Consider the following 19,703-nt stretch of genomic DNA (forward strand, 5'->3'; position numbering starts at 1 on the left):
CATTTTTCCTCATCTATTTTTAGAGCATTGCATGCTCCCTCTACCATTTCTTTTCCAAATTCAATTAATCTTTTATCTGTTTCTTTCCAGTTCATCCCATTCCCTCCTTTTAAAATAAATAAAGAAATTTAATCTTTTTCTTTTGTTCTACGGACCCCTTCCAAAAAATTAGATTTATATATATCTTAAAAATAATCCAAGTATGACAAAAAAGAATAATGGTAAAGATTTCATAATATTCATTTTACTCATAGCACTTTTTTCATCAATTTTATTCTTTCTGCTTGGCAACTTGAAGCAATTTATAGCAGGAATTATTTTTATAACATCAATACTTGCATCGCTCTTCTTTTGGAGGTTTAGAGTTGGAATAGTTGCAATTGGTTTAACCCTACTTATTTTAACAGGAACAATAGATATGGAAACATCTCTAAAATTCATGAATTTTGATGTAATAATATTCCTGATTGGAATGATGATTCTTGTTGCAATGTTAAGAGATGTTGGATTTTTTTCTTGGATTGGAATAAGATTGAGTAAGTTTGCAAAATTTAATGCAAAAAATCTCTTTGTTATAATTCTTTTCCTTTCAGCAGTTATGGCAGCTCTTGTAGGTGAGGTTGCATCAATTCTTTTTATTTCAACCTTAATAATATCAATATGCGATCAATATAAAGTTAATTCAGTTAAATATATCATATCAGCAGTTTTTGCAACAAATATAGGGAGTTCTTGGACTGTTCTTGGGAATCCAATAGGAATAATAATTGCAATGAGAGCGGGTTTAACTTTTGAAGATTTTATCAGATGGGCTTTTCCAGTTGGGCTTGCTTCGCTTTTGATCTTGATTCTCCTTATGCTTTTAATTTTCAGAAACGATATAAAAAATTTTCAGCAAAACATAAATAAAAAAATAAAATCAGAAAATTCAAAATCTGTTGATGAAATTATTGAAACAGTTGATAAAACAATAGATAAGAAAGCCCTTAAAATAGGCGTTATAATCTTCTTTTCCATTATTTTCCTTATTTCAATCCACGCAAGAGTAGAAAATTTCCTCAACTTAGAAAAAAACACATTCCTCATAATTGCCCCGATTGCGGGCGCCGGCGTCGCAATGACATGGCGCAGGGAAAAGGCGCAAAAATATGTTGAAAGGGTGGATTGGTGGAATCTCGTTTTCTTCATTTTTCTTTTTTCCATAGCGGGTTGCATATCATATGTAGGGCTATCTGATAGAATAGCTAATTCAATTGCAAATTATTCAAAATCCCTTCCACTGATAATAATATTAATATTTTTAATTAGTGCATTTGCCTCTTCAATGATAGATAATGTTGTTCTCGTTACATCCTTTATACCAATAATATCATCGCTTGCAAACTCTGGAATAAATGTTTTTCCGCTGTGGTGGGCTCTTCTTTTTGGAGGATGCTATGGTGGAAATATAACTCAAATTGGCTCAACAGCAAACATTGTTGCAATTGGAGTGTTGGAAAAGAGGAAGCATTATTATATAAAACCAAAGGAATGGATTCCTATTGGCTTGGTTGCAGGGATTATTCCAGCAATTATTGGCTTAATTTTCCTGCTTGTGCAAATTTAATATATCATTAAAATATTTATTGCAATGAAGAAAATATTTAAAGAATTAATTGAAGAAATAGAAGGAATTTTATCACTTCCAATTGACAAAAACAGCAAACTGGAAAGAATATGCATTTTATTGAAAGAAAAAATTCATTATTATAATTGGGTTGGTTTTTATTTTGCAAAAAATGGAAATCTTATCCTAGGCCCATTTTGTGGTGATGAAACGGAGCATAAAATAATTCCTTTTGGAAAGGGTATCTGTGGGCAAGTTGCAGAGAGTAAAAATGCTTTAATTGTTCAAGATATAACAAAGGAGAAAAATTATCTTGCATGCAGCAGAAAAGTTAAAGCGGAAATAGTTGTTCCAATTATTAGAGACGGAGAATTTTTAGGAGAAATTGATATAGACAGCCATTATATTTCTCCATTCAACAGCGATGATGAAGAATTTCTTAAAGAAGTGTGTAAAATTGTTGCAAAAATTATTTGATTCTGAATAATTTTTTAATAAAATCCAGAAATTTAATCTTCTTTTCTTTCTTTTCTTCAAAAATTCCAGCTCTTGCTTTTATTGTTTTTGCTATTGGTGCCCCTCCCGCTATGATTAAATTGTCCTCGCTATCATTTGTAATTCCTTTCATCCAGTCATTCATATCATTTCCATTGCTTACAAGCTTTCCAAGAGAAATATCCAAAAGCAGATTTCCCCATCCATCATATAGCCCGGCATAATACTCGTTCTTATTTATTTTTCCAGTTACTGCAATGTTTCCATTTTTCGTTAAAGATAAATCATAAAGCCATCCTTCTGTTCCAATTTTTTCCCATATAATATTGAAATTTCTGCTTATTTTTGCCAGATAATGCTTATAGCTTGCATCTTCAAACTGACCGCAGATAAAAAGATTTCCATCAAAAAATATTTTGCAAGGAACAATCCTCAAATTAAAAATTTTCTCATTTTTCTCTATTCCAAACTTATCAAAATTTGAAATAATCAAGCTGTAGTCATCCTTTGCTACAAATCCAGCGCAAAAAATATCATTTTCAAAAACAGTAAGCGAGGTGTAACCAGTATATTTCCCCATTTTCCAGCATTTCCTGTTCCATATAATCGAGCCATCATTTTTCGAAATTTTCATAACAAATCCATTTACAGAGGGCGGAAAAATTCTCCCGCCGAAGCCAGCAACAAAAATATTATCACTTTTATCTACTGCCAGCGAGGGGGCTTGCGTGTATAAGAAAGGAGCGTAGGTTTTTTCCCATATTGGAGAGCCATCTTTTGAATATTTTTTAAGGTATGCGGTGCAGTATTTTCCACTTTTATCATAAAATGAGCCAACCGCTATTATATTATCTCTTGAATCAACCTTCACATCAAGTAACGAGCCAAAACCTTTTGAAAGGAATTTATCAACATTAAATGGCTTTTTTAAGGAGCCTTGAGAAGGAAAATATAATTTAAGAGAGGTAGAATCACTCCATAAAAGATTTCCATCTTTATCATATTTAATTATTAGTCCCCTGTATTCCTTATCCACACCGCACACTATAACATTATTTTTTGAATCAACCGCAGCCCTGCAATTTCCATATCCATCATTGTAATCTCTCTCCCATATTATCTCATATTTATAATCTTTTTTCATCCTGAATATAAATCATGATTTATATAAAATTTTATTCAGGAAAATTGTTCCAGCAGATCAATTTTGCTGACCGTTTGCAATAAATAAAAATAAATAATATTATATAGTAAAAAAGCAATATTGCCTCATGGAGGCAAAAATATTTGATAAGATGTATGAAGAGTTCAGGGAAATACTGATATCCGGAATAAAGATGAAAATACTGATAAGTTTGCTCGAAGGAACAAAAACATCCAGGCATTTAATGGAAGAGATAGGAATAAGTTTATCATCTGTCCTTCATACTGCAAGAGAGCTTGAAGAAAAAAAATGGATAGAAGAAAAAAAAGATGGATTTATCTTAACTCCAGCAGGAAAAATACTGGCGCAAAAAGTTTTGGATATTACAAATTCTTTCTATGTTACAGGGAAACACAAGGAATTCTGGCTAATGCATGAAACAGATGGAATTCCTGAAGAATTTATCAATAGAATAGGAGAAATTAGAAATTCTGAGATAGTTAAATCTTCTCCAAAGAATTTGTTGCAGGTTCTTGCACTTTATGTAAAGCATGTAAGCAGAGCAAAAGATCTTGCTGGAATATCTCCTGTTTATGTTGAGGATTTTTCTAATCTTGTTAAAAAATTACTCAAAAAAGATGCAAAAATAAAGCTTGTTATATCCAAAGATATAGCGGATAAAGTTTTTGAAACATATAAAAAGGAGGCGGATAAAGAACTAAAAGAAAAGGTTGAGAAGGGAAACCTGAAAATATGGATAATTGATGATGTAAGAGTGGCAATGACTGTAACAGAATCTTTTGTATCAATTGGTCTATTTAATTTGGATGGAACATACGATTTTTCCCAGGATTTGGTAAGTTATGATGAGGAGGCGATAAAGTGGGGTAGAGACCTGTTCGAATATTATAAATCGAGGGCAAAGGAGGTTAGCATACCTTAGCCCTCTTTCATTCATAAAAAAAATTTTTCATTTCCTTACTCTTACAAATATTTTTACTTCAGTTGTTGGGGCGTCGATAATATCATTTTCCTTTCTTCTTTTAACAGGAAAAATAATTATTTACATGGTTTTATGCACCTCTCTCATTACATATAGCATATATTCATTGAATAGATTAACAGATATTGAAGAGGATGCATCAAATTTGCCAGATAGGGTTAGTTTTATTCAATCTAAAAAAACTATTATTCTCTTTCTCTCCTTATTATCCTACCTTCTGGCTCTTTTTTTGGGGGGATTAATGAATAAATATACAATTCCAATCTTTTTAATACCTTTTATCATGGGACTTATATACAGCATAAGGATATCATCTTTTAGATTGAAGGATTTATTTTTAGCAAAAAATTTAACTGTTTCTATATCATGGGCGCTTTCCTCCGCCCTCCTGCCATATGTGTTTGGGGGAAATATTGTATTTGCGGGCATGATTTTTGTTTTTCTTTTCATTAAATGTTTTGTAAATACTGTTGTTTTTGATGTAAGGGATGTTGAGGGAGACAGAAAGGTGAGAGCAAATACCATTCCTGTTATTATGGGGGTGAATAAAACAATGAAAATTCTTCTTTTTGTTAATTCCATTTTGTTTATATGGCTGTTTATATGCATCCAGAAGAATTTTTTTATGGAATATATTCCAGCAATTCTTTTTTCAATAATATATGGATACATTTACATATTTCTGGTTTGCAGAAAATTTAGCAAAAATTTTAATTTTGATTATATGGTGGATGGAGAATTTATCATGCTTTTTTTGCTTTCAAAATTCCTTTGAGCAGGAAAAATTTTTTTAATAAAAAATTATAACATTATGAAGAGGCTAACTTGCATAATTGCAATAATTCTTTTGAGCAATGTTTTTGGAAGCGGGATTTTTATTGAAATAACAAATCCTTCTTACGGCGAAGTATTTCATGTTAGAAATATTACATTTTGTGGATATGCGGAGGCATGCTGCAACGATAAACTTGTTAAACTGGCATGGACACATCAATGGGATAACGGAAGCATATCAGATGAGATGAAACTTGACTTTATAACTTATTATGAATTCAGAATAGATATTTTACTTTACCCTGGAAAAAATTTATTTGAAATTACAGCAAATTCATATTCAGGAAACAAAGCTTCAGCAAAAGTTGAGGTATATTACGATGGTCCTCTTGCTGATGCAAATGGTCCATATTATGGATATGTGCTCGAGGAAATAAATTTTGATGGCTTTACTTACGGAGGAAGTGAGCCATATATATTTCTCTGGGATTTCGGAGATGGATGCGTTGCTTATGAGAAAAATCCGAGGCATTCATATATAAGCTCAGGATTTTATAATATAAGTTTTAAAGTTACTGATTCAAATGGTTATTCAGATATAAATCATACTTTTGCTGTTATAAGCAAAAGAGAGGAAAATCCTCCAGTAATTGAGATAACAAATCCTAAAAACTGGATTTATATAAATGGAAATAAAATTATTCCATTCTTTATTCCTTTGATAGTTGGAAGCATAAACATAGAGGCAAATGCATATGATGATACTGGAATAAGTTCTGTTGAATTTTACATGGATGAAAATCTATTATGCAAAATATATTCCCCTCCTTATTCATTTGAATGGAGCGGAAATGGCTATCACGAAATAGAAGCAATAGCATATGATTTATCAATGAATAAAGCTAATTGCTCAATAAACCTGCTCGCAATTTAATCAGTAAAAACTTTCATCAATTTTTTCCTCTGATATTTTTTTATTTTCAATATTTTTTATGTAATCTTCATAAAGGTGAATTTTTGCGGGAATTGCGAAGGGGGCGCCTGGATATGTTATTATCGCTTCTCCCACTTCAAGCGTCTGTATCTCCTTTTCGAGATTTGATATATCCTGCTTTGCAGAATGCTTTATTATATTTCTATCATTTTCGTCAGCAAGCCCCAGAATAAAAAAAGTATTGAACTGGCTGAGTAACTCTTCCTTTATTAGTTTTGGTTGCTGTGTTATTGCACAAAGCCCGACTTTAAATTTTCTTCCTTCTCTTGCAATCTGGGCAAAAATTCCATCTTGCAAAACTCTCTGTGCCTCCTCTATTGTTATAAGCACTGGAGGAATTTTTCTGAATTTCTCCTTATCCTTGAAAATGCTTTTGTTATAATATAAAATTTTCCTTGCAATTAATACGCTCACAAGCAATTCCTCATATTCATAAATGCCAGAGGTATCAATAAGAACTACCTTACCTTTCTGCAAATCTCTTATTATTGCATCAGTATAGCATATATCCTCACTCTGAACAACTATATCCGATTCAACTATTCTTTCCGCCCTCCTTTTAAGCACACTGAATGTTATATCCTGTATTCTTCTATTAAAAATCTCAACAAGTTCATTAATTTCCCTTTCATAAAGCTCATCAAGCCACCCACTTCCAAATTTTGAATACAGGGCATATAGAGCCTCTTTCTGCGCTTCACTGAAATTAAATATTTCCTCAAAATCACTGATGCTTATCTCACGCGTCGATAAAACAAGCCTGCTCGCGCCCCCGCCTGCGGAAGGCGAGTAAAACATCGCCCTGCTTTCCGCAAGAGGATGCTTTTTTATTGCATCATAATATTCTCCATGGGGGTCTATTATAGCTATTCCATATTTGCCAGATTTCATTGCAGATGCGGTAAAGACACGCATTAAATTGCTTTTCCCCATACCAGTTGTTGCAAATATGCCAATATGATACGGAATTAAATCCCCCTTTATTCCTACTTTTATATCTATTTCGTCTTCACCACTCCTGATTTTCCCTATTTCTATATCACCCATATATCTCTCTATAAATTTATAATCCTCCTTATTTGCTTTTCTTACAGGACAAAAATGAGATGGCAATTTTTTTGGTTTATAAAATCTTCCATCCCTTACATAACCAAGAGGTTTGCACACACATATCCTGAATAATCTCCTATCTTTTTCTTTCAATGTGTATTCTTCCATTTTTTCGTCAAGTGTTAGCATATCTCCCGCGGTCCTTAAACTCCATTTTTCATCCCCTTCCTGCCCATATTGGATATCTACAACCCGAAGAAAAAATAGAGAATTGTTTTCTCCATCATCAGCAACAAGTATTTCTCCTATTTTTGTGTCCTGATTGTAACCCTGCCTGAAAATTATTTCCCCTATACTCCTCCCAACTATCCTGCCAATCATTTTATCACTCTATATAGTCATGATAATCATAAAATATACTTTCCCATTCCTCATGACTAATTCCTTTTTCAAAAGCTGTTTTCTGAATTAAATGTTTTAAATAAATTTCCTCTTCCTTGCCTATCTTAACATGTCTGTGTATGTCAGCAAGGCAATAGGGATAGCCAAGACAGCTTATATCCTTGCATAATGCAGATATTTCAGAAAAAACCTCCTCTTCATATTTTCCAAAATAATCTACCCTAAAAACAAATTTTGAATATGGATTGAATTTTACAGCATATATACCATCTCCTATTTTATAATACCAGCATTTTTCTTTCATAATTTCATCCCCAACTTTTTTGATTATAAATAATAAAGGAGTTTTTTCTTTCCTGTAGCCACTCTTTTTACTTATTCCAACAACACCTTCAATTTCATATTTAAGACATCCATCAAAAATAACAATTTCATTTCCTGCAATTTCTTTTGCAATTTTATACTCCTCATTTTCCCTCCTTGAATCATTTTCAGCATCCGCATTTTCATCATATATAACATCCAGTTCTATTTCCCCCACTCTCCTCTCAATTATATTTTTTTCATTTGCTTTATTATATCCAACTCTTCTTGCAAATATTGAAAATGAATATGCATCAAAAATTTTTAAAGAACTCCCATCGATTGAATATGCTGTGCAATTTTTTCTCCTTTCAAATTCTATAAAATTATCTCTATCTATCCCAAAATCATCTGCACCAGCCAATGCTTCTATGACTTCCTCGACCTTCACATTTGTATATATTCTATCTTTAAATCAGTTGCTCATCCTGTATTCCAGAAGCACTCTGCCATCTTTGTCCACAAGGCGGCGCATGCTCCCTTTGCCGTATATCTGCAAATCTTTTCCGAAATTATCTATATGGGTCCATCCCCTCATGTTGGTAAAAAAGGTATTATTTATAAATCTTTTTAAATTTTTTGGGATGCTGTTAACTTTAGCATTGCAGCACCTCCTACAACGCTACTATAAATCTTTCATATTCATTATCCATTGTTATCCCTCTACAATAAAAAACTGGAGTTATTGGATAAACTCTGATGGCTCTATCAAATTATAATAGAAAACATAAATGGAAAACCAGAGCTTCACATGTTTTATTTTCCATCTCTTGCTTGGAAAATAGTTATCAAAATGTTCTATCTTTTATTGTTTCAATTACCCTTTCAACATAATTTCTGATGCCCCCGGAAATAATCTCGTGATGAATCCCGTATCTTTTCAGTATCAGATACCATGCCCTTTCGTCTGTTTCGCATCGCACAAATCAATTTTTTACAGGCCATGTTTGTTCTGCTCCTACTTATCATAAAGAAGACAATCTTTCAGGTTCAATGACAAACCAAAACCAGAAATTCATATCTCCTATCTGAAGAGATGTCTCATCAATGACAACACAATGAGGCATTTTGTCTGAGATGCTATTTTTCAATACACTCCGAATTTGTGCAGCCAGTTCCATATGGCGGTTCTGCTTCTCCTTACTAATATATGAATTCCACTGGTTCTTTCTCTCATAATGATACATTTTTCTTTCAATAATTGCATCCCTTTGCATTTTATCATCAAATGCATCTATGGAATGCATATTTTTATCGAAAAATTTGGTTAAGCTAACAGCACCAAATCCTATCCATAAAGCATAAATCTTATAAAATAGTTCATTATACTTGCCTAAATGAAAAGAAAAAAAACCAATGTTCAGCTAATAAAAACAATAAACTTGCTCAGGGAAGCCGCAAAAAGGAACAATGCAAGAATATGGGAAGCGATAGCAAGAAAACTTGAGAAACCATCAAAGAATTATGCTGAGGTAAATGTTGGAAAAATTGTAAAAAATTTGAAAGAAGGAGAAATAGCAATTGTTCCTGGAAAAGTGCTAGGGCTTGGAGAAGCGGGGAAAATTGAAGTTGCTGCTCTTAAATTTTCAAAATCAGCAAGAAAAAAGATTGAAGAAGCGGGGGGTAAATGCTATAGCTTAACCGAAATTGCTGAAAAAAATCCTGAAGGAAGTAATTTAAGAATTTTGGGTGGTTAAATGCGTGTAATAGATGCTACCGACGCCCCTTTGGGAAGACTGTCATCTGTTGTTGCAAAGATGCTTTTAAACGGTGAGGAAGTTTTTATTGTAAATGCTGAGAATGCAATAATAAATGGAAATAAAAAGGAGATAATAAAAAGATACATAGAGCAAAGGAGGATAGGGGGAATGAAAAGAAAAGGACCATATTTTCCAAGATTGCCTCACATGATAGTTAAAAGAACTATAAGGGGAATGCTTAAATATCAAAAGCCAAAGGGAAGAAAAGCTTATAAAAGGCTTAAAGTATTTATTGGTTTGCCAAAAGAATTTGCGGACAAGCAAATAGAAAAAACAAATTTCAAAAAATCAACAAATTATATAACTCTTAAAGAATTATCCGAGTATTTGGGTGTAAAATGGCAGAAATAATATCATATGGCAAGAGAAAAAGTGCAATAGCAAGGGCATATATTGAGAAAGGAAAAGGAGTGGTAAGAATAAACAAAATTCTTCTTGATGCCTATCCAGAATATTTCCAGCAGATAGTTGCTGAGCCAATCCAGCTTGCCGAAAAATATAAAGATAAAATAAACATAGATGTAACTGTCAGCGGTGGCGGCCCAATCAGCCAGGCGGAAGCTGTCAGAACTGCAATAGCAAAAGCAATCTATGATTTTGTGAAGGATGATGAATTGAAGAACCTTTATATGCAGTATGACCGAACCCTTCTTGTTAGTGATGTAAGGAGAAAGGAGCCAAAGAAGCAGCTTGGAAGGGGGGCAAGAAAGAAGAGGCAAAAATCATATAGGTGAAAAAATGATTATTCCTGTAAGATGCTTTACCTGTGGAAAAGTCATTGCTTCTGCATTTGAAGAATATAAGAAGAGAGTTTATATTGATGGCGAAGACCCAAAAAAAGTTCTGGATGAGTTAAACATAAAGAGATATTGCTGCAGGAGAACAATAATTTCCCATCCTGTTTTTATAAAAGATGGTGAAGTAAAAGAATACATTGATGAAGCAGCCCAATACGAATAAAGCATAATAAATATTTTAAAAATAAAACGATTATCATTTTAGGGCGTGTGGCCCAGCCAGGATAGGGCACTGGCCTTCTAAGCCAGTGGTCGCGGGTTCAAATCCCGCCACGCCCGCATTGGGCTCGTGGTCTAGGGGTTATGATGTCTGCTTCACGAGCAGGAGGTCGAGGGTTCGAATCCCTCCGAGCCCATTAATCAACAACTATTTTTTTAATATTATATCCCTTGGGACATTCAACATCGTCCAAAACCCTTAAAATTCTGTATTCCTTTTCTTTTATCTTTGGATTGCATGCCTTATACTCATTGCAGGAAAATTCATTGCACCTCATTGGCTTAAAACTTATAGATGTTGCTTCCGCTTCCTGGCTTTTTACATTTATTTCATAAGGTATCTTTTCAACTTCAACCGCGATAACCCCTCCCTCATGCAGTGGGCATTCATGCTTTTTTTCTCTTATTTTTAATATTTTATAAGCCCTTCCTTCCTCAAGATTTGAACAAACTGTTTTTAGTTTGCAATTTTTACAGGTATTCGCCACCCCATAATATATAAACTCATTTCCTTCCTTTGCAATTTTAACCCCAACAAGAGTTACAACCATCATACCACCTCCGTTATTCTAACAATTTTTTCAGCCGCATCTTTCGTGATTCCATCTGTTCCGAGAATAGTATATCTATTTGGTCTTATTTTATGAGCAATTGTAAGAGCTTTTATAACATCCTTCCTGTGCAATCCTATCTCCCTAGCAGTAGTTGGGGCACCTATTTCCTTCAGCGTATCTCTTATTTCCTCCCAGTCGCCGCCGTGCAGATACATCATCATTATTGCCCCAATTCCACATTTCTCACCATGCAAACCCTTGCCTGGAGAAATTCTGTCAAGGGCATGGGAAAACATGTGCTCTGCGCCACTTGCAGGGCGGGATGAATTTGCAACACTCATCGCAACTCCAGATACAATCATCGATTTAACCGCAATCCATACTCCTTCTTCTATACCTGGCTTTATAATATTTGCATTCTGAATTACTGATTTTGCAGCAGTCTCTGCAAGAGCGGATGCAAATGAGCTGTAATATTCTCCTTTAACCCTCTCTGCTAATTTCCAGTCAAGTATTGCGGTAAGATTTGATATAACATCAGCACATCCAGAAGCAAGCATGCGATAGGGTGCTTTAGATATTATCGATGTATCAGCAAGGACAGCAATTGGTGAAGAGGCTTCTTTTGACATTGAAGTTCCATTTTCTTTTATCGATGCCATCGGGGATGCAATACCGTCATGGGATGCCGCCGTTGGAACACTTATAAATGGAAGATTACATTTATAGGATGCAAGTTTTGTAACATCTATTACACTTCCTCCCCCAACAGCAACCATAAATTCAATGTCAACTTTTTTCGCAAATCTCTGTATTTTTCTTACCTCACTCATCACCGATTTTTCAACAGATAATATGCTCATTTCATAATTTTTGCTGAGTAAAGAAAAAATTTTATCACCCGCCACTCTTTTTGTTATATCACCAGTCACAATAAGACCCTTTTCCTTGACCCTGACTCTCTCACACAAATCATTTATTTCATCCATTACATCATGTCCAACAACAACTTCGCGAGGAAATTCCATTTGCTTTGATTTGCTAAAAGGCATTAAACTAATATACAACAACTAAAAATATAATTTTTGCTTTTTTACAAGCGATTAAATTAAAAATGTATAATGTATTAACTTCATGATAGAAAAAAACAAAATTGATGAAATTTTAAAAGAATATGATTTAAAAAATATAAGTATATCGGCAATAGCATCTCATTCCGCTTTAGATGTCTTTGATGGTGCAAAAGAAGAAAACTTTAAAACAATAGCAGTTTGTCAGAAAGGAAGGGATAAAACATATAGTATTTATTTTAAGAGAAGGAAAATTGGAAATAGAGAAATTGGCTTTATAGATAATATAATTAATCTCGATAAATTCAGCAATATAATAAATGATGAGAATCAAAAAAGGTTAAGAGAAGAGAATGCTGTTTTTATTCCAAACAGAGCTTTTACTTCTTACTGCAAAATTGATGAAATAGAAAATAATTTTTTTGTTCCTCTTTTTGGCTCAAGAAAAATTTTAAGGATCGAAGAAAGAGAGGAAGAAAAGAATTACTACTGGCTTCTTGAAAAGGCGGGTTTGCCATTCCCAGAAAAAATTGAGGATGCAAAAAACATAGATGAATTATGTATAGTAAAGCTTCATCATGCAGTAAAAAAATTGGAAAGAGGTTTTTTCACATGCTCTTCTTACAAAGAATATATAGAAAAATCTGAAAATCTGATAAAGCAGGGGGTTATAACAAGAGAAGATTTAGAAAAAGCAAGGATAGAGAGATATGTAATAGGGCCAGTATTTAACCTCAATTTCTTCTACTCCCCTTTATTTGAGCAAATTGAATTGCTGGGCATAGACTGGCGGTTTGAAACAAGCCTCGATGGGCATGTGCGCCTGCCGGCGGAGCAGCAGCTGAGCCTGCCTGAAAAGCAGAAAATACCAGAATATACGGTATGCGGGCATAATAGTGCAACCATCCGTGAGTCATTGCTTGAAAAAGCTTTTTTGCTCGGAGAAAAATTTGTTGAAGCTTGCAAGAAGTATTATGGCGGAATAATTGGTCCGTTTTGTTTGCAGACATGTATTGACAAGGATTTGAATTTTTATATATATGATGTGGCGCCACGCATTGGAGGAGGGACAAATATACATATGGCAGTTGGCCATCCCTATGGAAATTCTCTATGGCGAAAGAATATGTCAAGTGGAAGAAGAGTAGCACTTGAAATTAAGATGGCAATTGAAAATGATAAAATTGAAAAAATAGTTACATAAAACTATATTATATTTATCAACTGCACTTCCTCTACAGTAATTTCATTTTTATTTCCCGCATTATCATACGCTGTTGCGGTTATATTATAAACACCTATGCCCCTGCTTATTTCCCATTCATAAGGGCTTTCATATTTTTCCAGTGCCATATTTTCACCCATATAAAACTCAACTTTTTTTACTCCAGAGGTGCTATCATTTGAACTAACAACTATTTTGTAGTCACCTATTATCATTGTATCATGAGGTATTCTTGGTGTTAAAATCTTTTTTCCTCTGAAATAAATATATCCCTCTTCAAAATTTTCAAAAGCAATGTTTGGCTTTGTTTTATCTATTTTTATGGTTATACTTCCTCTTGCTTCGTTATTATTTCCATCGACAGAAACATATTCAATCATATAATATCCATCCTGAGAAATTACATAGGGAATTCCAACATAATCACGCCACTGTTCTCCATTTATTCTATACTTCAATTCTTTCACGCCACTTTCGTTATCATATGCAACCATGGAAAATTTTACATCACTAACATACCATCCCTGCTCTCCTGCCTTTCCATCTATTTTTATCTCTACAAAAGGAGGATTTTTTTCTCCAAGGCATCCAGTTAAAAGCAAAAGCAAAATAAAAGGAATAAAAATGAGTTTTTTCATTACCACCATACCCCATTAAAAGCTTCTAAATCTAAATTTCCCCAGTCATCATAATCATTTTCTCCATGTTTTCCATCGGAATAATCAACCAGCTTGAACACATATCTGTAATTCATGCAACTCTTATAATTTCCATATTCCCAGTATTCCTTCTTCCAAGGAAAGCGAGTATTTTCGTTATCAATTCCCTCAAAATCAAAGAGGCCGAGAGTATGCCCGAGTTCATGCATATAAACACTTGCCATCGCAGTTATATAATCGCTTCCCTGCAATCTTATAGCCCACATCCAATTTCTTACATATTGCCCTCCAACACAATGACTATCGACATAAAACATCCTTCCGCCCGCGGGGCGCCCCTGCCACCCCATCTGGCATATTATAAGGCTGTAATGGAATATCCCTCTTCTCCAGTTATTCGGATCTCCGTTCAGGAAATATTTTAAACGAGCGGCCTGCAGTTCTTCGCCATACATTTTTTCATCAAACGGGATTAAATCGCCCCCTCCTCCCATAAAGCCGTCGTCAAAATGTACAGTTATATTGTGCTTTGCAAATGCATTGCATATCATCTGCATGCTTTCCTTTGGAAGCATATAATCTCTCTGCAATGAATATTTTGCCTTCATCCCATCTACTTCTACAAAAATATCCTTTGCAAAAGGATCGGAGAGCCATTCGCTTGTTAAATATTCTTCATAGTTTGTAAGTCCATCTTTTTCTGGATCAAGATTTTTATGATCATCCCATATAAGGGGACTATAACCATATTTATTTTCCCAGTCGGATGGTATGCCATCTCCATCTAAATCGACATTTCCATAACTCTTGTTTTCATCCAATCCATATTTTTTCTTCTCATATTTAGTGAGTCTGTCCCCGCTTTCATCCCACAAAAATATATCAAACCATATTTCATAATCATTTTCTTCATAGTTTCCATCCTCATAACCAGATGCATGCCCATAGCCATTTGTATCATTTAAAAAATCGTCTCCCTCCCATTCACCACTTTCAACATCAAAAAGCAGATTCAAAGATTTTCCATATAAATACTCTCCTTCATTTTTTGATATATCAAGTGGTTTATCCAAAATTCCTTTTTTCCATAGCTCTATCTGAATTGGTATTTTCCCTGTGCTATTTACCCCTCTCCAAGCTGTTGGCCATTCAAAATATATATCCATACCTTCATAATATTCTTCCCAGAAAATCGAGTTTTCTCCATCTATATATATTTTGAAATATATCTTATTATTTTCCATATTTAGGCTTCTAACCCTTCTTACAAATACAACAATAAGATCATCGTTGCTTGCATCAATGCCTATTTTATTTCCAAAAAAATCTTTTAAATTGGAGTAGGTTGAAGAAAAATGGGTATTAATATTATCTACTTTTTCTCTTGCAACTATTGATGGAAGAATAAGAATAAAACAAACCGCAAGCACTTTCTTATTCATGTAAAATGAAATATTTAATTATATAAGAATTTAACTCAGCTTTATTGCACAGAGTAATCATGTTTATAAGATTAATTGCCCTTACTCCTTTCAGATATTGTTTCCAATCCTGAAAAACATATTCTTTTTAAAATCCTTAAAAAGAGATGAATATGCATTTCCTCAATTACGGCAAAGATAATATTTTTCCATTTAACCCCATTTTCCTTCTTTATTTTATGAGACCCCCTAAAATTTAGAAAAGATTAAATATTCAATTTTTTTTCTAAACGGGGTTGGGATTATCAAAGAGAAAAACGAAATAATCGAAAACCTTCCAGCAGGCATAATCTACATCGATAGAAATGAAAGAATTATATATAAAAATAAATTTTTTTCAACAATAGACGAAAAAGATATATCCAAATTTATAAAAAATGAAGATGGAATATGTAAAATAGGCAAAAGATATTTCTCAATAAAAAAGATTAATGAAAAAAATGGTAAAATATTGCTTGTTGAGGATGCAACTGAAAAAGTAGTTGCTGAAAATGCTTTAAAAAATTCTGAAAAAACTTTCAGAACAATATGTGAAAATTCATTGGTGGGAATTATAATATTAAAGAATAAAAAGCCTGTTTATATTAATAAAAAATTCTCGGAGATTATAGGGTATAAAATAGATAAAATAAAGAAAAATTTCTTTGATTTAATTCACAAGGATGATATAAAAAATTCTGGAAAGTTACAAAGGATGGAGTAAGCACTATAAGATTTTTTGATAAAAATAATAAGATAAGATGGATTGAAATGTGCTGTTGCGAAATAGATTATAAAGGGAAGGCGTATCTTTTGAATGCAATAGATATAACGAAGAAAAAAGAAATGGAAATAAAATTAAAGGAAACAAATGAAAAAATGAGGAAAACTCTTGAAAAAGAGAAAAAATTTTTAGAGGAAATTTCTCACTACTTTTTTAATCCTCTTTGTATTGCAAAAGGTTATCTTGATCTTTCTATTCCACTTGCAGAAGAATCTTTGAAAAGAAAACTTGAAATAACCAAAGAAGCAATTATAAGAGTTGAAAATGTTGTAAAACATATTGTTATGGAAGGAAGGATATATGAATAAAAAATAAAAAATTTTTAATAAAAAATCTGTTTATGGAAGGTGGAAGAAATAAAAACAGTTGAACTTGAAGAAAAAAAGAAGGAGTTAAAGAAAAAGTTAGAAGAGGCAAAAAATTCGAGAGATATTTTAAATAAGAAACTCAGTGAGTTAAGGAGAAAAAAAGAGGAATTAAAGGAGGAATTAACGAAGAAGAAAAAAGAGGCGCTGATGCATAAAAAAATGAGGAATGAAATAAATGAAGAAGTTGCAATAGCTAAAAAAAGAAGAGAGGAGCTAAACAGGGAATATGAGAAAGTAAGGAATAAATTGGAAGAAACTGAAAAAAAATGTTTTACCGATGGAATCTTAATAGAAAATCTTTACAAAAAGAGAGAGGCACTTGAATTCAAACAGATGACCAGACAACTAAAAAGAAGAGAGGAAGAGGAAATTATTGAAAAACTTGCATCCATAAATAAGGAAATAAGGGAGAGAGAGAACATTCTGAAAAACAACCAGGAATTTAAAAAATATTTAGAACTTGAAATAAAAATAAAGGAAGAAAGTGACAAAGAGCACGAAAAAGTGAGGGAGCTGGCGGCGAGGGCGCAGCAGGAGCACGAAAAAATGCTTGAATGCCTTAATAAAGCGCGTGAGATATTGAGGGAAATAAAAAAAATTGAAGAGGAGTATATAATAACAAAAATAAATGCGGACAAGTCTCACAATGAATTCGTCATGTATCTCAACTCGATAAAGGAAATAGAAAGATTGATGGAGGGTAAAAAAGAGGAAGGAAAGAAAAAGAAAATAGATAAAGAAAAAGATGCTCTTATGAAAAAAGCTGAAGAACTTTATGATAAATTCAAAAGGGGAGAAAAGTTATCGACGGAGGATTTATTGCTTTTGCAGAGAGCGGGGCTTATATAGTTATCTTTGCCATGGTTTTTTTTCACAGAGATATTCGCTCCAGAAACATACAAATTTTGATAAATTTCTAAAATCGCATATTTTTATTTCTTTCCTTATATCATTTATATTTTTTCCGAGATTCAACTCATATAAAAAATCTTTAAGAAGAGAAATTGCATCTGTGTATTTTCTTTTTATCTTTACATAAACCTTTCCTTTCATTTCAAAAGGTTCTCCAACCAATAAATTGCTGTTTTTCCATTTTTCAATAAAAATTTTAACATGCTCCTTCTCCTTCAATGGAGGACCCACATGCAACTTTATTTCATCTATAATAACTTTTTTTAACTTTACCGCCACAAAAACTTCATCATTTGCATACCAAACTCTGTCAACAACCTCAAAATCGTAATTTTTCATAAGATTTTCCATACTTTTGGCTGCTTTTTTAAGCTGTGGATAAAGAATGTCATCAACAATTTCGGGTTTTTTAAAACATATCCCAACAAAATTTTTTATCTTTTCCTCCACCTCTTTTCTATCAAGCAATTTTACAGGATTTGGAAAAAAGAATTCAATTTTGGGTTTCTTCAGGAATTCATCCGCCGCCTCGATAAAAAATTCAAGTTTCTCCTTTGAAAGGGCGGCAGCCACATTTCTTGATTCATCAACAGGATCAATAAAATAAGATTTAATATTTTTAGCATTTTTCAATACACCCAAAAAGCTACCGTATTTAAGAATGAGAAGTTCTACGAGATAACCAGAAAAACCTTCTATTTTTGCTTCCGCACCATAACAACCTATACCTTTCAAAAATTGCTTTAATAGCCTAACCTCATTTTTCATTTCTTCTTTTAAATTTTTTTTGATATATTCAGTATGAAAAGGTGTTCTATCAACCGCGCTCATTTTTTTATCGGGGCTTTTTATCCTGTAACAAGGGACAATATCAACCATGTAGCCTTTATAAAATCCTCTTATATAGGGATGCTCCGCATACTGAATTTTCCATTCCTTGAGAATTTCTTTACCAATAGAAATAACTATTTTCTGCATCTCCTCTTTCTTATAATATGTCGGAAAAAGAACGAAAAAATCTATATCAAGAGCACTTTTTAAGTATGTATCTTTTGCAACAGAACCAACAAGCATTGCCTCCGCATCCCCCGGTTTTATCTTTTCTATTGAATCTTTTATTTCTTTTACTATTTTCTCAATTTCTTTTTTCTCTTCCTCACTTGGTGATAATTTTTTTAAAACTTCTTCCAGTATTTTCATAATTTTATCTCCTCTAAATCTGTGTAAATTGGTCCATCCGGCTTTAATATACTACGCTTCAATTTTATTGAATTACAGTTTATTTCTCCAAAATATTTATCCTTATTTTCCTCAATAATTTTTAAAATCTTTTCTTTATTTTCTCCACTTTTCATTCTCGCTATTGTTATATGGGGCTTATAAGAAGAATCTCTTTTTATTCCATATTCTACAAGTTTTTCATCAATATAATTTGCTATTTTTAAGGTTTCTCCATTATCATGAAACCCGAGCCATATAACCCTTATATTTTTAAAATCCGGGAAACATCCCAAACCAACTATTCTGGCTTTAAAGGGCTTTACATCCTTAGTTGCATCGCTCATAACTTTTTTTATCCCATCTTTCATTCTTTCATCTATTTCCCCCAGGAATTTTATCGTAAGATGAATATTAGCTGGCTCAACAAATTTAAGCTTTGCATTTGTTGCTTTTAATTTTTCAAAAATTTTTTCAATTTCTTCATTGAACCCAATATCTATTGCAATAAATGCCCTCATCATGTTAATATCTTTTCAAATATATCTTTTTTACCAAATCAGTATCTCCAAAAGTGAAAATTTAGAAAAAATTATTTCCTGAGGCAAATAGTAAATCTTTAAGGAAATTAAATAGACTTTGTTTTAGTTTTGTAATAAATATTATTAACTTTCATTCCAATAAAAATTCGATATATGAAGATGAAAAAATTTTGAAGGGGATAACATTTTGCTCAATAAGGGGAAGATACCTTGAAAATGGTTGCAAAAGATTGGAAGAAATAACAAAATATAAAATTCCAGATGCTGACACAGTTTATACAAGATTAAGTAAGAAAAATTTTAA

23 protein-coding genes and 2 tRNA genes are annotated in these 19,703 nt (G+C 32.8%); 15 read left to right on the plus strand and 10 right to left on the minus strand.

Going from position 1 to position 19,703, the window contains the following annotated elements; all coding sequences use genetic code 11:
* Positions 1-202 precede the first annotated feature (202 nt).
* Positions 203-1,606, plus strand: a complete 1,404-nt coding sequence (locus H5T45_05280; protein MBC7129125.1) for an anion permease — start codon at positions 203-205, stop codon at positions 1,604-1,606.
* Positions 1,607-1,630: 24 nt separating this feature from the next.
* Positions 1,631-2,083 carry a GAF domain-containing protein gene (locus H5T45_05285; protein MBC7129126.1) on the plus strand — a complete coding sequence of 151 codons (453 nt, stop codon included), beginning with the start codon at positions 1,631-1,633 and terminating at the stop codon, positions 2,081-2,083.
* Here the strand turns inward: H5T45_05285 and H5T45_05290 are convergent.
* Positions 2,076-3,245, minus strand: coding sequence for a hypothetical protein (locus H5T45_05290; GenBank protein MBC7129127.1), 1,170 nt, complete (start codon positions 3,243-3,245; stop codon positions 2,076-2,078). The genes H5T45_05285 and H5T45_05290 overlap by 8 nt on opposite strands.
* Positions 3,246-3,372: 127 nt before the next feature.
* Between H5T45_05290 and H5T45_05295 the strand changes: the two genes are divergently transcribed.
* The 3 genes from H5T45_05295 to H5T45_05305 all read left to right on the plus strand — a co-directional run bounded on the left by H5T45_05295 (position 3,373) and on the right by H5T45_05305 (position 5,956).
* On the plus strand, positions 3,373-4,188 hold the full coding sequence (locus H5T45_05295) for a DUF1724 domain-containing protein (protein MBC7129128.1): 816 nt from the start codon (positions 3,373-3,375) through the stop codon (positions 4,186-4,188).
* A 124-nt stretch (positions 4,189-4,312) separates the two neighbouring features.
* The gene (locus tag H5T45_05300; protein ID MBC7129129.1) at positions 4,313-5,023 is read left to right on the plus strand and encodes a UbiA family prenyltransferase; all 711 of its coding nucleotides are present in this window, start codon (positions 4,313-4,315) and stop codon (positions 5,021-5,023) included.
* Between the two features lie 36 nt (positions 5,024-5,059).
* Positions 5,060-5,956 carry a PKD domain-containing protein gene (locus tag H5T45_05305; protein MBC7129130.1) on the plus strand — a complete coding sequence of 299 codons (897 nt, stop codon included), beginning with the start codon at positions 5,060-5,062 and terminating at the stop codon, positions 5,954-5,956.
* Here H5T45_05305 and H5T45_05310 read toward each other — a convergent pair whose 3' ends face one another.
* The 3 genes from H5T45_05310 to H5T45_05320 all read right to left on the minus strand — a co-directional run bounded on the left by H5T45_05310 (position 5,957) and on the right by H5T45_05320 (position 9,048).
* Positions 5,957-7,447, minus strand: a complete 1,491-nt coding sequence (locus H5T45_05310) for an ATP-binding protein (GenBank protein MBC7129131.1) — start codon at positions 7,445-7,447, stop codon at positions 5,957-5,959.
* Between the two features lie 4 nt (positions 7,448-7,451).
* Positions 7,452-8,222, minus strand: coding sequence for a hypothetical protein (locus tag H5T45_05315; GenBank protein ID MBC7129132.1), 771 nt, complete (start codon positions 8,220-8,222; stop codon positions 7,452-7,454).
* A 574-nt stretch (positions 8,223-8,796) separates the two neighbouring features.
* On the minus strand, positions 8,797-9,048 hold the full coding sequence (locus H5T45_05320) for a hypothetical protein (GenBank protein MBC7129133.1): 252 nt from the start codon (positions 9,046-9,048) through the stop codon (positions 8,797-8,799).
* A gap of 120 nt (positions 9,049-9,168) precedes the next feature.
* On the opposite strand from H5T45_05320, the gene H5T45_05325 reads away from it, so the two are divergent.
* The 6 genes from H5T45_05325 to H5T45_05350 all read left to right on the plus strand — a co-directional run bounded on the left by H5T45_05325 (position 9,169) and on the right by H5T45_05350 (position 10,744).
* Complete coding sequence (locus H5T45_05325) at positions 9,169-9,528, plus strand: 50S ribosomal protein L18e (protein ID MBC7129134.1); 360 nt, start codon at positions 9,169-9,171, stop codon at positions 9,526-9,528.
* Positions 9,529-9,942, plus strand: coding sequence for a 50S ribosomal protein L13 (locus H5T45_05330; GenBank protein ID MBC7129135.1), 414 nt, complete (start codon positions 9,529-9,531; stop codon positions 9,940-9,942).
* Positions 9,930-10,325, plus strand: coding sequence for a 30S ribosomal protein S9 (locus tag H5T45_05335; protein MBC7129136.1), 396 nt, complete (start codon positions 9,930-9,932; stop codon positions 10,323-10,325). The genes H5T45_05330 and H5T45_05335 overlap by 13 nt, the downstream gene beginning before the upstream one ends.
* A gap of 4 nt (positions 10,326-10,329) precedes the next feature.
* A complete protein-coding gene (locus H5T45_05340) occupies positions 10,330-10,551 on the plus strand; it encodes a DNA-directed RNA polymerase subunit N (GenBank protein MBC7129137.1) in 222 nt (73 codons plus the stop codon).
* Positions 10,552-10,592: 41 nt separating this feature from the next.
* A tRNA-Arg gene (locus H5T45_05345) sits at positions 10,593-10,667 on the plus strand.
* 4 nt (positions 10,668-10,671) lie between these two features.
* Positions 10,672-10,744 (plus strand) — tRNA-Val (locus H5T45_05350).
* On the opposite strand, the gene H5T45_05355 is transcribed toward H5T45_05350, so the two are convergent.
* The gene (locus tag H5T45_05355; GenBank protein ID MBC7129138.1) at positions 10,745-11,161 is read right to left on the minus strand and encodes a UPF0179 family protein; all 417 of its coding nucleotides are present in this window, start codon (positions 11,159-11,161) and stop codon (positions 10,745-10,747) included.
* Positions 11,158-12,228 carry an NAD(P)-dependent glycerol-1-phosphate dehydrogenase gene (locus tag H5T45_05360; protein ID MBC7129139.1) on the minus strand — a complete coding sequence of 357 codons (1,071 nt, stop codon included), beginning with the start codon at positions 12,226-12,228 and terminating at the stop codon, positions 11,158-11,160. The genes H5T45_05355 and H5T45_05360 overlap by 4 nt, the downstream gene beginning before the upstream one ends.
* A gap of 67 nt (positions 12,229-12,295) precedes the next feature.
* On the opposite strand from H5T45_05360, the gene H5T45_05365 reads away from it, so the two are divergent.
* Positions 12,296-13,435 carry a formate--phosphoribosylaminoimidazolecarboxamide ligase family protein gene (locus H5T45_05365; GenBank protein MBC7129140.1) on the plus strand — a complete coding sequence of 380 codons (1,140 nt, stop codon included), beginning with the start codon at positions 12,296-12,298 and terminating at the stop codon, positions 13,433-13,435.
* 2 nt (positions 13,436-13,437) lie between these two features.
* Here H5T45_05365 and H5T45_05370 read toward each other — a convergent pair whose 3' ends face one another.
* Positions 13,438-14,094 (minus strand): hypothetical protein, encoded by a 657-nt coding sequence (locus H5T45_05370; GenBank protein ID MBC7129141.1) that lies wholly within the window; start codon positions 14,092-14,094, stop codon positions 13,438-13,440.
* Positions 14,094-15,557 (minus strand): hypothetical protein, encoded by a 1,464-nt coding sequence (locus H5T45_05375; protein ID MBC7129142.1) that lies wholly within the window; start codon positions 15,555-15,557, stop codon positions 14,094-14,096. Before H5T45_05375 ends, H5T45_05370 begins: the two co-directional genes overlap by 1 nt.
* Before the next feature lie 490 nt (positions 15,558-16,047).
* Between H5T45_05375 and H5T45_05380 the strand changes: the two genes are divergently transcribed.
* The 3 genes from H5T45_05380 to H5T45_05390 are packed head-to-tail and all read left to right on the plus strand — an operon-like array spanning position 16,048 to position 17,576.
* Positions 16,048-16,299, plus strand: a complete 252-nt coding sequence (locus tag H5T45_05380; protein MBC7129143.1) for a PAS domain S-box protein — start codon at positions 16,048-16,050, stop codon at positions 16,297-16,299.
* A 47-nt stretch (positions 16,300-16,346) separates the two neighbouring features.
* Complete coding sequence (locus tag H5T45_05385; protein ID MBC7129144.1) at positions 16,347-16,667, plus strand: HAMP domain-containing histidine kinase; 321 nt, start codon at positions 16,347-16,349, stop codon at positions 16,665-16,667.
* Positions 16,668-16,706: 39 nt separating this feature from the next.
* Entirely contained in the window at positions 16,707-17,576 is an 870-nt protein-coding gene (locus tag H5T45_05390) for a hypothetical protein (protein MBC7129145.1), read from the plus strand.
* Here H5T45_05390 and cca read toward each other — a convergent pair whose 3' ends face one another.
* Complete coding sequence (gene cca, locus H5T45_05395; GenBank protein ID MBC7129146.1) at positions 17,577-18,839, minus strand: CCA tRNA nucleotidyltransferase; 1,263 nt, start codon at positions 18,837-18,839, stop codon at positions 17,577-17,579.
* Positions 18,836-19,378, minus strand: coding sequence for an RNA 2',3'-cyclic phosphodiesterase (thpR, locus tag H5T45_05400; GenBank protein ID MBC7129147.1), 543 nt, complete (start codon positions 19,376-19,378; stop codon positions 18,836-18,838). The genes cca and thpR overlap by 4 nt, the downstream gene beginning before the upstream one ends.
* Between the last annotated feature and the right edge of the window lie 325 nt (positions 19,379-19,703).

Source organism: Thermoplasmatales archaeon, from assembly GCA_014361245.1.
Lineage (GTDB): Archaea > Thermoplasmatota > E2 > UBA202 > JdFR-43 > JACIWB01.

Bases quoted from the DNA above. Each gene is read 5' to 3' on its own strand.
- H5T45_05280 (MBC7129125.1), top strand. From the start codon at position 203: ATGACAAAAAAGAATAATGGTAAAGATTTCATAATATTCATTTTACTC.
- H5T45_05285 (MBC7129126.1), top strand. From the start codon at position 1,631: ATGAAGAAAATATTTAAAGAATTAATTGAAGAAATAGAAGGAATTTTA.
- H5T45_05290 (MBC7129127.1), bottom strand. From the start codon at position 3,245: ATGAAAAAAGATTATAAATATGAGATAATATGGGAGAGAGATTACAAT.
- H5T45_05295 (MBC7129128.1), top strand. From the start codon at position 3,373: ATGGAGGCAAAAATATTTGATAAGATGTATGAAGAGTTCAGGGAAATA.
- H5T45_05300 (MBC7129129.1), top strand. From the start codon at position 4,313: ATGGTTTTATGCACCTCTCTCATTACATATAGCATATATTCATTGAAT.
- H5T45_05305 (MBC7129130.1), top strand. From the start codon at position 5,060: ATGAAGAGGCTAACTTGCATAATTGCAATAATTCTTTTGAGCAATGTT.
- H5T45_05310 (MBC7129131.1), bottom strand. From the start codon at position 7,447: ATGATTGGCAGGATAGTTGGGAGGAGTATAGGGGAAATAATTTTCAGG.
- H5T45_05320 (MBC7129133.1), bottom strand. From the start codon at position 9,048: ATGCAAAGGGATGCAATTATTGAAAGAAAAATGTATCATTATGAGAGA.
- H5T45_05325 (MBC7129134.1), top strand. From the start codon at position 9,169: ATGAAAAGAAAAAAAACCAATGTTCAGCTAATAAAAACAATAAACTTG.
- H5T45_05330 (MBC7129135.1), top strand. From the start codon at position 9,529: ATGCGTGTAATAGATGCTACCGACGCCCCTTTGGGAAGACTGTCATCT.
- H5T45_05335 (MBC7129136.1), top strand. From the start codon at position 9,930: ATGGCAGAAATAATATCATATGGCAAGAGAAAAAGTGCAATAGCAAGG.
- H5T45_05340 (MBC7129137.1), top strand. From the start codon at position 10,330: ATGATTATTCCTGTAAGATGCTTTACCTGTGGAAAAGTCATTGCTTCT.
- H5T45_05355 (MBC7129138.1), bottom strand. From the start codon at position 11,161: ATGATGGTTGTAACTCTTGTTGGGGTTAAAATTGCAAAGGAAGGAAAT.
- H5T45_05365 (MBC7129140.1), top strand. From the start codon at position 12,296: ATGATAGAAAAAAACAAAATTGATGAAATTTTAAAAGAATATGATTTA.
- H5T45_05370 (MBC7129141.1), bottom strand. From the start codon at position 14,094: ATGAAAAAACTCATTTTTATTCCTTTTATTTTGCTTTTGCTTTTAACT.
- H5T45_05375 (MBC7129142.1), bottom strand. From the start codon at position 15,557: ATGAATAAGAAAGTGCTTGCGGTTTGTTTTATTCTTATTCTTCCATCA.
- H5T45_05385 (MBC7129144.1), top strand. From the start codon at position 16,347: ATGTGCTGTTGCGAAATAGATTATAAAGGGAAGGCGTATCTTTTGAAT.
- cca (MBC7129146.1), bottom strand. From the start codon at position 18,839: ATGAAAATACTGGAAGAAGTTTTAAAAAAATTATCACCAAGTGAGGAA.
- thpR (MBC7129147.1), bottom strand. From the start codon at position 19,378: ATGAGGGCATTTATTGCAATAGATATTGGGTTCAATGAAGAAATTGAA.